Annotated in this window: 13 protein-coding genes and 1 other annotated feature; of the genes, 4 read left to right on the top strand and 9 right to left on the bottom strand. The window is 54.6% G+C overall.

Translation table 11 applies throughout. From position 1 onward, the window contains the following. Nucleotides 1–292: 292 nt before the first annotated feature. The 3 genes from clpB to rluD all read right to left on the bottom strand — a co-directional run bounded on the left by clpB (nucleotide 293) and on the right by rluD (nucleotide 4705). Nucleotides 293–2866, bottom strand: coding sequence for an ATP-dependent chaperone ClpB (gene clpB / locus M989_RS06200; protein WP_064543384.1), 2574 nt, complete (start codon nucleotides 2864–2866; stop codon nucleotides 293–295). A 130-nt stretch (nucleotides 2867–2996) separates the two neighbouring features. Then, on the bottom strand, nucleotides 2997–3728 hold the full coding sequence (yfiH, locus tag M989_RS06195) for a purine nucleoside phosphorylase YfiH (RefSeq protein WP_064543382.1): 732 nt from the start codon (nucleotides 3726–3728) through the stop codon (nucleotides 2997–2999). Beyond that, nucleotides 3725–4705, bottom strand: a complete 981-nt coding sequence (gene rluD / locus M989_RS06190; RefSeq protein ID WP_064543380.1) for a 23S rRNA pseudouridine(1911/1915/1917) synthase RluD — start codon at nucleotides 4703–4705, stop codon at nucleotides 3725–3727. Before rluD ends, yfiH begins: the two co-directional genes overlap by 4 nt. Before the next feature lie 132 nt (nucleotides 4706–4837). On the opposite strand from rluD, the gene bamD reads away from it, so the two are divergent. The 4 genes from bamD to pheA all read left to right on the top strand — a co-directional run bounded on the left by bamD (nucleotide 4838) and on the right by pheA (nucleotide 7622). Then, entirely contained in the window at nucleotides 4838–5581 is a 744-nt protein-coding gene (gene bamD / locus M989_RS06185) for an outer membrane protein assembly factor BamD (RefSeq protein ID WP_064543397.1), read from the top strand. A 272-nt stretch (nucleotides 5582–5853) separates the two neighbouring features. Beyond that, a complete protein-coding gene (gene raiA / locus M989_RS06180) occupies nucleotides 5854–6195 on the top strand; it encodes a ribosome-associated translation inhibitor RaiA (RefSeq protein ID WP_064543378.1) in 342 nt (113 codons plus the stop codon). 117 nt (nucleotides 6196–6312) lie between these two features. Beyond that, nucleotides 6313–6438: a sequence feature (Phe leader region), on the top strand. Then, the gene (gene pheL / locus M989_RS26025) at nucleotides 6314–6361 is read left to right on the top strand and encodes a pheA operon leader peptide PheL (protein WP_121497579.1); all 48 of its coding nucleotides are present in this window, start codon (nucleotides 6314–6316) and stop codon (nucleotides 6359–6361) included. It overlaps the preceding feature by 48 nt. 23 nt (nucleotides 6439–6461) lie before the next feature. After that, a complete protein-coding gene (gene pheA, locus M989_RS06175; protein WP_064543376.1) occupies nucleotides 6462–7622 on the top strand; it encodes a bifunctional chorismate mutase/prephenate dehydratase in 1161 nt (386 codons plus the stop codon). On the opposite strand, the gene M989_RS06170 is transcribed toward pheA, so the two are convergent. From M989_RS06170 to rplS, 6 genes are all read right to left on the bottom strand, one after another. Continuing rightward, on the bottom strand, nucleotides 7619–8491 hold the full coding sequence (locus M989_RS06170; RefSeq protein ID WP_064543388.1) for an SMP-30/gluconolactonase/LRE family protein: 873 nt from the start codon (nucleotides 8489–8491) through the stop codon (nucleotides 7619–7621). The genes pheA and M989_RS06170 overlap by 4 nt on opposite strands. Nucleotides 8492–8555: 64 nt before the next feature. After that, nucleotides 8556–9677, bottom strand: coding sequence for a bifunctional chorismate mutase/prephenate dehydrogenase (gene tyrA / locus M989_RS06165; RefSeq protein ID WP_064543374.1), 1122 nt, complete (start codon nucleotides 9675–9677; stop codon nucleotides 8556–8558). Nucleotides 9678–9686: 9 nt separating this feature from the next. Further along, nucleotides 9687–10757: a 3-deoxy-7-phosphoheptulonate synthase AroF gene (aroF, locus tag M989_RS06160; RefSeq protein WP_064543372.1), complete on the bottom strand. Its 1071-nt coding sequence runs from the start codon at nucleotides 10755–10757 to the stop codon at nucleotides 9687–9689. 226 nt (nucleotides 10758–10983) lie between these two features. After that, the gene (locus tag M989_RS06155; RefSeq protein ID WP_064543370.1) at nucleotides 10984–12354 is read right to left on the bottom strand and encodes a PepSY-associated TM helix domain-containing protein; all 1371 of its coding nucleotides are present in this window, start codon (nucleotides 12352–12354) and stop codon (nucleotides 10984–10986) included. A gap of 56 nt (nucleotides 12355–12410) precedes the next feature. Further along, complete coding sequence (locus M989_RS06150; RefSeq protein WP_083965129.1) at nucleotides 12411–12746, bottom strand: DUF2946 domain-containing protein; 336 nt, start codon at nucleotides 12744–12746, stop codon at nucleotides 12411–12413. A gap of 197 nt (nucleotides 12747–12943) precedes the next feature. Next, nucleotides 12944–13291, bottom strand: a complete 348-nt coding sequence (gene rplS, locus M989_RS06145; RefSeq protein WP_006687325.1) for a 50S ribosomal protein L19 — start codon at nucleotides 13289–13291, stop codon at nucleotides 12944–12946. Nucleotides 13292–13320: the final 29 nt, after the last annotated feature.

The following is a 13320-nucleotide window of genomic DNA, read 5'->3' as shown; positions in this document are numbered from 1 at the left end:
GCTTCGCTTTTTCTCAGCGGCGCGGGGTGTGCATAATACGCCACCCAACTACGAAGTCAAGCTTTTATTTTCGCTTTCTTCGCCGAGATTCTCAAGAGAACCTCGCTAACCCGGCGGCTTGTTTGCCGTTGTTCCGTGTCAGTGGAGGCGCATTATAGGGAGAAAATGAGAAGCCGCAAGCATAAAATAGAAAAAACTTTTCGTTCGCCTGTTTTTCATCCAACCATCTTATTTTCGCCTGGTTTTTAAACAAAAACGAGCCCCGTAGGGCTCGTTTTCTTCTTTTTGTGACTTACTGCACTGCCACAATCTGGTCGTCTTTCACTTCCAGCCGGATGGTTTTACCCGGCAACAACTCGCCAGACAAGATTTGCTGTGCCAGCGGGTTCTCGATCTGCTGCTGGATAGCACGTTTCAGTGGGCGCGCACCATACACCGGATCGTAACCATTCTTACTCAGCAGTTGCAAAGCCTCGTCGGAGATCTGTGTTTCATAGCCACGTTCTTCCAGACGTTTGTACAAACGCTGCAGCTGAATCTGCGCAATCGACGCAATGTGTTTTTCACCTAACGGATGGAAAACAACCACTTCATCAATACGGTTGATGAACTCTGGACGGAAGCTGTGGCTGACCACGCCCAGTACCAGATCTTTCATATGCCCGTAGTCCAGTTCACCGAAGCGTTCCTGAATCAGGTCAGAACCGAGGTTAGAGGTCATGATGACCACCGTGTTACGGAAGTCGACCGTTCTCCCCTGCCCGTCGGTCAGACGACCGTCGTCCAGAACCTGCAGCAGAATGTTGAACACATCCGGATGCGCTTTCTCGACTTCATCCAGCAGGATGACCGAGTAAGGGCGACGACGCACCGCTTCTGTCAGATAGCCGCCCTCTTCATAACCGACATATCCCGGAGGCGCACCCACGAGACGAGACACGGAGTGTTTTTCCATAAACTCGGACATGTCGATACGCACCATCGCGTCATCGCTGTCGAACATAAAGTTCGCCAGCGCTTTACACAGTTCGGTTTTACCTACCCCGGTTGGCCCCAGGAACAGGAATGAACCAATCGGACGGTTCGGGTCAGACAGCCCGGCACGGCTACGGCGAATCGCGTTCGATACCGCTTCGACCGCTTCGTTCTGGCCAATCACGCGGCTATGCAGATCCTGTTCCATGCGCAACAGTTTCTCTCGCTCACCTTCCAGCATGCGGGCCACCGGAATACCTGTCCAGCGCGCCAGCACTTCGGCAATCTCCGCATCCGTCACTTTATTACGTAACAGGCGCATGGTTTTACCTTCGGACTGGGTCGCCGCTTCCAACTGTTTTTCCAGTTCCGGAATTTTGCCGTACTGCAGCTCAGACATCCGCGCCAGGTCACCGACACGACGCGCCTGTTCAATGGCGATTTTCGCCTGCTCCAGCTCCGCTTTAATAGTTTGCGTACCAGAGAGCGACGCTTTCTCCGCTTTCCACTCTTCTTCTAACTCAGAATACTGACGCTCTTTATCGCTCAGCTCGTCATTCAGCATGTCGAGACGTTTCTTACTCGCCTCGTCAGACTCTTTCATCAGCGCCTGCTGTTCCAGCTTCAACTGAATGATACGGCGATCGAGACGGTCGAGCTCTTCCGGCTTCGAGTCGATCTGCATACGAATGCTGGAGGCAGCTTCATCGATAAGGTCGATGGCTTTATCCGGCAACTGGCGGTCAGCAATATAGCGGTGAGACAGCGTCGCCGCCGCGACAATCGCCGGGTCGGTGATCTGCACATGGTGATGCAGTTCATAACGCTCTTTCAGACCGCGCAAAATCGCAATAGTGTCTTCCACCGATGGCTCTGCCACGAACACTTTCTGGAAGCGACGTTCCAGCGCCGCATCTTTTTCGATGTACTGACGATATTCATCCAGCGTGGTCGCACCGACGCAGTGCAGTTCCCCGCGCGCCAGCGCCGGTTTCAGCATGTTACCGGCATCCATCGCGCCGTCGGCTTTACCCGCGCCCACCATGGTGTGCAGCTCGTCGATAAACAGGATGACGTTGCCTTCCTGTTTCGCCAGGTCGTTCAGCACGCCTTTCAGACGCTCTTCAAACTCACCGCGGTATTTAGCCCCGGCCACCAGCGCCCCCATATCCAACGCCAGCACGCGGCGGCCTTTCAAGCCTTCCGGCACTTCACCGTTGATAATACGTTGCGCCAGCCCTTCAACAATGGCGGTTTTACCCACACCCGGCTCACCGATCAAGACGGGGTTGTTTTTGGTACGACGTTGCAGTACCTGAATGGTACGGCGAATTTCTTCATCACGGCCGATCACCGGGTCGAGCTTGCCCTGCTCGGCGCGTTCAGTCAGATCGACGGTGTATTTTTTCAATGCCTGACGTTGGTCCTCGGCACCCTGGTCATTCACGCTTTCACCTCCGCGCATCTGTTCAATTGCCTGAGTGATATTGGCGGTAGTTGCACCTGCGGTTTTCAGCAGGTCGGTCAGAGTGCCACGAGACTCAAGCGCCGCCAGAACGAACAGTTCCGACGAAATAAAGTTATCGCCGCGTTTTTGCGCCAGCTTGTCGCACAGATTCAGCACGCGCATCAGATCCTGAGACGGCTGCACGTCTCCCCCGGTGCCTTCCACCTGAGGTAAACGGCTTAGCGCCTGATCGATAGCCGTACGTAACTGGCCGGCATTAATGCCCGCGGACGTTAATAAAGGACGTACCGAGCCCCCTTCCTGATTCAGCAAGGCGCTCATTAAATGAAGAGGTTCGATAAATTGGTTGTCGTGCCCCAGTGCGAGCGACTGAGCATCGGCAAGAGCTAGCTGGAATTTATTGGTAAGACGATCCAGACGCATGACTCCTCCCATATATAGGTCAATTTTGCTACAGGAGATTAAATGAGGTCATCCCTCAATTATTCAAGGTTAAATGACCTGGTCTATGAGAAAAAAATGTCTGCCTTCTGGATCGTCTTGATTCTATAGGTTATATCAGCCAGATAAAACTTGCCATACGACCCGTAATACGGTCGCGGCGATAGGAGAAAAAATCATCCTTTTCGCTGAATGTACAGCGGTCGCCGCCAAAGATGGCGGTTACGCCAATATTCCCTAAACGCTGACGCGCCAAAAGGTAGATATCTGCGTAATATTTTTCGCCAACAGGACGAAATGCCCTAACCGCGTTGGCGTCTTTGGCCATAAACGCTTCACGTACTTCCGGGCCGACTTCAAAAGCCTGCGGACCAATCGCCGGGCCAAACCAGGCAAGAATATTTTCGGGACGGTCTTTGAAGCAGGCAACGGTCTCTTCCAGCACGCCGTCGCATAAACCGCGCCAGCCCGCATGTGCCGCGGCCACTTCCGTTCCTGCTTTATTGCAAAACAGAACCGGAAGGCAGTCCGCCGTCATCACCGCGCACACCGTCCCGGGCGTATTACTGTAAGAGGCATCCGCACGTTTCGAAGCATAAGGCTCGCCGGTCAGGTGCAGCACATCTTTACCGTGCACCTGCTCCAGCCACACCGGTTTCGACGGCAGTTGGCCCGCCGCGAACATACGCTTGCGGTTCTCCTCAACGTGTTCGAGATTATCGCCACAGTGAGCGCCGAGATTCAGGGAATCCCACGCGCCTTCACTGACGCCACCGACGCGCGTTGAACTACAGGCGGCCACGCCTTGCGGCAGCGGCCATTCCGGGACAATGATTTTGGTCATAACCAGTCTACGTCATCCTTATGTTCTTCAAAGTCGGCACGCATCACGGCGATCAAATCGACCATATCCTGCGGGATAGGCGCATGCCATTCCATTTCAATCCCCGAAATGGGGTGATAGAGACGAAGCATAGTCGCATGCAGCGCCTGGCGATCAAATTTACGCAGTACGGAAATGAACTCATCCGACGCGCCTTTTGGCGGACGCGGACGGCCACCATAGACCTGATCGCCCACCAGCGGATGGGTGATGTGCGCCATGTGCACGCGGATCTGGTGCGTACGCCCGGTTTCCAGACGCAGCCGCAGACGCGTGTGCACACGGAAGTGTTCCATAATACGATAGTGCGTTACCGCCGGTTTCCCCATCGGGTGAACCGCCATGTGCGTACGTTTGGTTGGGTGACGGCTAATCGGTTCCTCAACGGTACCGCCCGCAGTCATGTGACCAATCGCCACCGCCTCATACTCGCGGGTAATCTCGCGCAGCTGCAGCGATTCCACCAGACGTGTCTGCGCCGGAACGGTTTTGGCCACCACCATTAAACCGGTGGTGTCTTTATCCAGACGGTGGACGATGCCCGCACGCGGCACATCGGCAATCGGCGGATAGTAATGCAGCAGCGCATTCAGCACCGTACCATCCGGGTTACCGGCACCCGGGTGAACGACCAGGTCGCGCGGCTTATTGATGACGAGGATATCATCATCTTCATATACAATATCGAGTGGGATATCCTGCGCTTCAAAGCGGATCTCTTCGTCGATTTCAGCATCGATAGCGACGGACTCGCCACCCATGACTTTTTCTTTCGGCTTGTCTGAAACTTTGCCATTGACCTGAACGCGCTGGTCGAGGATCCACTCTTTTATGCGCGATCGCGAATAATCAGGGAACATTTCGGCCAAAGCCTGATCTAAGCGTTGACCGAGTTGTGACTCGGACACCGTTGCGGTGAGTTGTACTCGTTGTGCCATATACAGCTTCTTCGTTAACGTTGGGTTTTTACGGCTTCGCCGTTTAATATAGTGTGCTATTGTAGCTGGTCTTAATCGGGAACAGGAACTGTGAATATCCCGTATAAACATTTTGAGGAAAGTCAAAACGTCATGACGCGCATGAAATATCTGGTGGCAGCGGCCACGTTGAGCCTGGCTTTGGCGGGGTGCTCTGGTTCAAAGGAAGAGGTTCCTGATAATCCGCCTAATGAAATCTACGCAACTGCTCAGCAAAAGCTGCAGGACGGTAACTGGAAACAGGCAATAACGCAACTGGAAGCGTTGGATAACCGCTATCCGTTCGGGCCATATTCTCAACAGGTACAGCTGGATCTGATCTACGCATATTACAAAAATGCCGATCTGCCGCTGGCTCAGGCCGCGATTGACCGTTTCATTCGTCTGAACCCGACGCACCCGAACATCGACTACGTGATGTACATGCGCGGCTTAACCAACATGGCGCTGGACGATAGCGCGCTGCAGGGCTTCTTTGGCGTCGACCGTTCAGACCGCGATCCGCAGCACGCCCGTGACGCATTTAACGACTTCTCGAAGCTGGTGCGCGGCTACCCGAACAGTCAATACGTCACCGACGCCAACAAACGTCTTATCTTCCTGAAAGACCGTCTGGCGAAGTATGAACTTTCCGTTGTTGATTACTACACCGCGCGCGGCGCGTGGGTAGCCGTCGTAAACCGCGTCGAAAACATGATGCGTAACTTCCCGGATACTCAGGCAACTCGCGACGCTCTACCGAAGATGGAAAACGCCTACCGCGAAATGCAGATGACGGCGCAGGCTGATAAAGTCGCGAAAATCATTGCCGCCAACGGCAAAAGCACTCAGTCCTGATCAAACATCTTAGAAAGCAAAACGGCAGCCCGATGGCTGCCGTTTTTTTATTCGTTTTAATGACTTGCTGAAGCGGTTTAGCGCCTGGTCATCCTATCAAATATGGCTGCATTTTCCGGAATCGACAAGTAAAAAATCACTTCTTCCTGTCTTGACTCACAAAATGAATGCGCTGACAAAAAGTGACAAAATAATGTGATATTTATCACACATTTTAAGCAAATCCGAGGTATGCTGGAATCACCAAGACGGAAAGACAAGAGGTAAAATTTATGACAATGAACATTACCAGTAAACAAATGGAAATTACTCCGGCTATTCGCCAGCATGTCGCAGACCGTCTCGCAAAATTGGAAAAATGGCAAACCCACTTAATCAACCCGCATATCATTCTGTCCAAAGAGCCACAGGGATTTGTAGCGGACGCCACGATGAATACCCCTAATGGGCATCTGGTCGCCAGTGCGAAACATGAAGATATGTACACCGCCATTAACGAATTGATCAACAAGCTGGAACGGCAGCTCAATAAGGTGCAACACAAAGGGGAAGCCCGTCGCGCCGCAACGTCGGTGAAAGACGCAAGCTTCGTAGAAGAAGTTGAAGAAGAGTAAACTGAACTTTGTACTTTAATGTGTATCGCCAACGCGCCTTCGGGCGCGTTTTTTATTGACAGAATGAAAACAGAACGAGTACTGTAAAACCTCATCACGCTAAGGATTTAACCTGATAGTGAAACTTCTACCGTTTTTCTTCGCATTCTTTTTTACCTTCCCCTGAATGGGAGGCGTTTCGTCGTGTGATAAAGAATGCGAAGACGAACAATAAGGCCTCCCACACCGGGGGGCCTTTTTTATTGATAACAAGAAAGGCAAACATGATGACTTCGGAAAATCCGTTACTGGCGATACGCGATAAGATAAGCGCCCTTGATGAGAAATTAGTGAGCCTGCTGGCCGAGCGCCGCGGCCTGGCCATTGAGGTGGGTAAAGCCAAGCTGGCGTCTCACCGCCCGGTCCGCGACATCGACCGCGAGCGCGATCTGCTGGAACGCCTGATTACGCTGGGCAAAGCCCACCAGCTTGACGCGCACTACATCACCCGCCTGTTCCAGCTCATCATTGAAGATTCAGTCCTGACCCAGCAAACCCTGCTCCAGCAGCACCTGAATAAAATTAACCCGCACTCCGCACGTATCGCGTTTCTGGGCCCGAAAGGTTCCTACTCGCATCTGGCGGCCCGCCAGTATGCCGCCCGCCACTTTGAGCAGTTCATCGAAAGCGGCTGCCTGAAATTTGCCGATATCTTTAATCAGGTCGAGACCGGCCAGGCTGACTACGCCGTGGTGCCGATTGAAAACACCAGCTCCGGCGGCATTAACGACGTCTACGACCTGCTGCAGCATACCAGTCTGTCGATCGTGGGCGAAATGACGGTCCCTATCGACCACTGCGTGCTGGTCAACGGCACGACCACCCTCGACACCATTGAAACGGTCTACAGCCATCCGCAGCCGTTCCAGCAGTGCAGCCAGTTCCTGAGCCATTATCCGCAGTGGAAAATTGAGTATACCGAGAGCACCTCGGCGGCAATGGAAAAAGTGGCGCAGGCCAACTCACCAACCGTCGCGGCGCTGGGTAGCGAAGCCGGCGGCAAGCTGTATGGCTTGCAGGTGCTGGAACGCTGCCAGGCGAACCAGACGCAGAACATCACGCGCTTCCTGGTGCTGGCGCGCAAAGCGGTGAACGTCTCCGACCAGGTACCGGCGAAAACCACCCTGCTGATCGCCACCGGGCAGCAGGCCGGTGCGCTGGTTGAAGCGCTGCTGGTATTGCGTAATCACAACCTGATTATGACCAAGCTCGAATCGCGCCCGATTCACGGCAACCCGTGGGAAGAGATGTTTTATCTCGACGTCCAGGCGAACCTGGACGCGCTGCCGATGCAAAAAGCACTCAAAGAGCTTTCCGGTATTACCCGCTCGATGAAAGTGCTGGGCTGCTACCCAAGCGAGAACGTGGTACCGGTCGACCCGGTTTAACGTTCGATAAACGGTAGCTTCTTCATCCCTGCGACTTCAACGTGCAGGGTGAAGATGGCACCAGAAAGCGGATACTGCGCCACCTCATCCGCCGACATATTCTCTCGGGTCGTGGTAATAAACAGCGTGCGCATATCCGCGCCACCGAAGCAGACCATCGTCGGGCAACGCACCGGCAGACGATATTCCGCAAGCTGCTCCCCCGTTGGCGAGAAGCGCGCCACGCGCCAGCCGTCAAACATCGCGCTCCAGTAACAGCCTTCTTCATCGATAGCCGCGCCGTCCGGGATCCCCTCACCGTCCTGAAACAAGCGGAACACCTCCCGCGCTCCCGGTTCGCCGTCGGCGTCCAGCGGCGTACGATAAATCACGCCGTTTGGCGTGTCGGAGGTATACATCCAGCCTTTATCCTCGCTGAATGCCAAACCGTTGGCGCCGTGAATATCACACTGAATCACCTTTGGCCTCAGTTGGTTATCCACCCTAACCAACAGCGCCCCGTTGTAATCACCCGGCCCCCAGAAGGTACCGGCATAAAAACGTCCATCGCGATCGGTGCCGCCGTCGTTAAAACGCGCCAGCTGTGGATTACTTGGGTTATCGCAGATTTTATGCTGGAGCAGACCGCGGCTATCGGCAAGCCAGATTGCGCTGCGTAGCGCGACGATAAAGCCCCCCTTCTCCCTCAGCGCAAAGCAGCCAACCTCTTCCGGGAACTGTAAGATCTGGTGGTCGCCCGTCGCAGGTACATAGCGGTGAATTTCACACTCCATGATGTCCGCCCAGTACAACGCCTGCTCGGCGTCGCTCCAGGTCGGGCATTCCGGCAGATGTCCGGTGTAATCAAACAGCAGGTTTGCTTCAGCCATCGTCTTCATCCCATAAAAAAAGCCAGAGGATTTCCCCTGGCTTTCAAGTATATACAGTTTTCGTTTACTGCCGACTGTCATTCGCCTGGCGTAACAGGACGCGGCTCTCACTCTGGAAACGCTGTGCGTAGTCGCCGAACCAGTGTTCCACCTTACGGAAGCTGTCGATAAACGCCTGCTTATCGCCCTGCTCCAGCAGCCCAATTGCCTCGCCAAAGCGCTGGTAGTAACGTTTAATCAGCGCCAGATTGTTACCAGACGACATAATAATGTCGGCGTACAGCTGCGGATCCTGAGCAAACAGACGGCCAACCATCGCCAGTTCCAGGCGGTAGATCGGTGAAGAGAGCGCCAGTAGTTGTTCCAGTTGCACATTCTCTTCCGCCAGATGCAGGCCATAGGCGAAAGTCGCAAAGTGACGCAGCGCCTGGATAAACGCCATATTCTGGTCGTGCTCAACCGCGCTGATACGATGTAAACGCGCGCCCCAGACCTGAATCTGCTCGAGGAACCACTGGTAGGCTTCCGGCTGGCGGCCATCGCAGTAGACCACCACCTGTTTAGCCAGGCTGCCGCTGTCCGGACCAAACATCGGGTGCAGCCCCACAACGGGCCCCGAGTGCACCGACAGCATCGCTTGCAGTGGCCCGGCTTTCACCGAGGCCAGATCCACCAGAATACAGTCCTTCGGTAGCGGCGGTAGCTTTGCAATCACCTGCTCAGTGACGTGGATTGGCACGCTGACGATGACCATACCGGCATCCGCCACCATTTCTGGCGCGTTTGCCCAGTCTTCTTTTTCCAGCGTCCGCACCTGATAGCCGGACAGGGTCAGCATTTTTTCAAACAGCCGCCCCATCTGGCCGCCGCCGCCGACAATCACCACCGGGCGCAGCGACGGACAGAGCGTTTTGAAGCCTTTGTCGTTTTCGCTGGAGTAGGACTCGCGCATCACGCGACGCAGCACATCTTCAATCAAATCAGGCGGCACGCCTAATGCGGCGGCCTCTTTGCGACGCGAAGCCAGCATTGAAGCCTCACGTTCCGGGACATAAATCGGCAGGCCGTACTGGCTTTTGACTTCGCCAACTTCCGCCACCAGTTCCAGACGCTTCGCCAGCAGGTTCAGCAGAGCCTTATCCACTTCATCAATTTGATCGCGCAGCGCGGTCAGTTCAGCAACCATACAATCCTCTTACGCCAGACGAGCCGCCAGATGGCCGCGTAAATCCTTGTCGAGCTCACGCAGCAGCGCATCGGTCGTTTCCCAACTGATGCATGCATCGGTTACCGATACGCCGTATTTCATATCACAGCGCGGCTGCTCGGAAGACTGATTGCCTTCGTGAATGTTGCTTTCAATCATCAGACCAATAATGGAACGGTTACCGTCCTTGATCTGTGCGACAACGGATTCCGCTACCGCAGGCTGACGACGGTAGTCTTTATTGGAATTACCATGACTGCAATCTACCATCAGCGATGCGCGCAGTCCCGCCTGTTCCATCTCTTTTTCACACTGCGCCACATCTTCCGGGCCGTAGTTCGGCTTTTTACCGCCGCGCAGAATCACGTGTCCATCCGGGTTACCCTGGGTGCGCAGCAGGCAAACCTGACCGGCCTGGTTGATCCCCACGAAACGATGCGGCATCGCCGCAGCGCGCATCGCGTTGATGGCGGTCGCCAGCGATCCGTCGGTGCCGTTTTTGAAACCGACCGGCATCGACAGGCCAGAAGCCATTTCGCGGTGCGTCTGCGATTCTGTGGTACGCGCGCCAATCGCTGACCAACTGAACAGATCGCCCAGGTACTGCGGGCTGTTCGGATCCAGCGCCTCGGTTGCCAGCGGCAGCCCCATGCTGACCAGTTCAACCAACAGACGACGGGCAATTTTCAGTCCGCCTTCCACATCAAACGAGCCATCCATGTGCGGATCGTTGATAAGCCCTTTCCAGCCGACGGTAGTACGCGGCTTTTCAAAATAGACGCGCATCACCAGGTAGAGGCTATCGCTGACCTCTTCCGCCAGTGTTTTAAATCGACGCGCATATTCGATGGCAGCTTCAGGATCGTGGATGGAGCAAGGCCCACACACTACCAGCAGACGCGGATCGCGACCGGAGATAATGTCAGAAATCGTTTTACGTGACTGGGCGATTTGCGCTTCCTGCTCAACGGTGAGCGGAAATTCAGCTTTCAGCTGATCCGGGGTGATCAAAACCTGTTCATCGGCGATATTTACGTTATTCAGCGCGTCTTTTTGCATGATGGCATTACCTGTTATGGCTCGTTTGCGATAGTTGTTTCCTCAATGAGGTGCACTCACAATATCATAATGAGTAAAGATATCAATCCAAAATCCGTAAATTATTATTTACAACCCCTATTAAAGGCAAAGTAATTACCACCAATGTGTACAATAATAATTACACTTTTAATTGAGAGGTATAAAAAAGGGCGAACGCCAATGCGTTCCCCCTGATTTAAGCCCCCTACTCAGCTGCGCGCGATAATCCCTGCGCGACCCTGCTACGCCAGCGCACCCAGTCAATAGCAACAAACAGCAGTAAACTTGCCCCCATCACTGGCAACGCCAGACCAAGTGCCGCAGTGACGACGAGTGTCGCAATGCGCGCAGGCAGCGCCAATGCCAGCCAGCTTTGCGTCAACGTTTGCAGCGGGCTGCTCTGTAGCTGGGCAGGGCGTTTAATCCACCAGAGCCGATAGCCCATCACAATCGCCACGCACAGCGCCAGCCCAAAGGCGATCAACAAAAGCTGGTTTGGCAAACCGAACAGGATCCCCATATGGAAATCAACACCCCAGCGCGTGAGCTTTGCCATCAACGGAAAATCAGCAAACTGCGTAGAGTCGATAATCGCCAGAGAGTGCGGATCGACCGCAACGGCATCGACCTGCGTGGGCCAGCGCCGGTCGATCTCAGTGACCGTCCAGGCACGATCGGCGCTGCGCGGCGGGCGCATCTCCAGATGAGTGGCATCGATGCCGCCGCGTTGAGCAACGTTAAGGACGGCATCGATCCGCTCCCAGGCGACCTGTGAAACATGTGGCATCATCTCGCCCGAATGGCCGCGATGCTCCGAATGAGGATCCATCGCCATCATCTCACCACCGTGCAGTTGGGTATTGACCTGCGGTGTCAGCCAACCAAAAGCTGCGCGCAGCTTATCAACGTTACCCCCGGCCCACTGCGACCAGGTTAAGCCGGTCGCGGAAAAGAGCAACATTCCCGCCAGAAGAGACCAGCCAAGGGTGACATGCAGGCGGCGCGTATTTTGCAGACGGCTTTTGATCCGTCGCTTAGGGCGGGTAAAGGCCCACAGGACAATTCCCCCCAGCGCGGCCACCCACATCCACGACGCGGCCAGCTCGCTGTATAAGCGCCCCGTATCGCCGAGCAATAGCGATCGATGCGCATAATCAATCCACTGACGCAGCGGTAAAATACCGCTGGTACCGTAGACCGTCATATCGCCTTTCACCGCCAACGTCACCGGATCAATAAAGATGGCGCGATTTTCCGAGACCTGAAGCGCCGGATCGGCAAACATTACGCGTGTGGTTTCACCCGCTTCCAGCGCAGGTCGTACGGCGCTCAAACGCAACGGTGTATCCAACGCGCGTTCCGCAGCCGCAATCTGCACGGCTATTGGCTGCCGCTCTCCGCCAATGGTGCCGTGTAGCGCATCGCGATACAGCAGGTTCTCTAGCTGCGGCGTGGCGACATACAGCGTGCCCGTCAGGGCCGCGACGAAAATAAATGGCCCAACAAACAGACCGATAAAAAAATGCAGGCGGCGCAGCAGGTGCACCCATGCCGCCCGCGAGGTGCAGGTTGTCATACTCTTCCTTCATACATGCGAAAAGTGGTGTGACGCTGAGGCGTCATTGATTATTTTTAAGCAGGTACAGCAGGCAAACGCGGCGGCGCGCGGGTATCAGGAAAGAGCCAGGGAAAATAGCACCAGTGGGTGACGACAGGTGGGAACAACACAATCGTCACGCGCAGCAACAACGCGCACAGCAGTGCACACAGCGCCAGCATTACGCCTGGCATATGCGTCAGCAGCACGCAGTAGCCGCAGGCTTCACCGTGGTCAATGGGTATGCTGTCCGACATCGAATGATGAGTGGGCATTGGCATCGTCATTTCATGGTGCATACCGGGCATCGCGCTCATTGGCGATTGCTGTAGCGACACCGAGATCAGCGGAGCAAAGATAATCAGCGCCATAGCCAACAGCGCAAGTCCGGCGGCCCACTGTTTCAGTGCTGTGATGTTGAATGCTCTGCCGCTCACACTGCCCTCCAATGAATGAGGGCATTGTAAATGATTTAACAACCAAATGTTAACGCATGGTGCCTTTGAGGATAAAAAAAGGGCCAGCCTTTCGGCCAGCCCTTTCTAACAGGATGTCGCTTGCGCGAATCTTAGTTAAGACGCTCTTTGATACGAGCAGACTTACCAGTGCGCTCACGCAGGTAGTACAGTTTAGCTTTACGTACAGCACCACGACGTTTAACAGCAATGCTGTCAACTACCGGAGAGTGAGTCTGGAAGACACGCTCAACGCCTTCGCCGTTGGAAATTTTACGAACAGTGAATGCAGAGTGCAGACCGCGGCTACGAATAGCGATAACCACGCCCTCAAATGCCTGCAGACGTTTTTTGGAACCTTCAACAACCCATACTTTCACTTCCACGGTATCACCCGGACGGAAGGAAGGTACGTCCTGCTTCATCTGTTCTTGTTCAAGTTGCTTAATAATGTTGCTCATAATTTAATCTCTTATCCTGGGTAAACTGA

It is taken from the genome of Kluyvera georgiana ATCC 51603, from assembly GCF_001654985.1.
Lineage (GTDB): Bacteria > Pseudomonadota > Gammaproteobacteria > Enterobacterales > Enterobacteriaceae > Kluyvera > Kluyvera georgiana.
The sequence above is the reverse complement of the archived record's forward strand: the minus strand, read 5'-3'. Positions and strand labels throughout refer to the sequence as shown.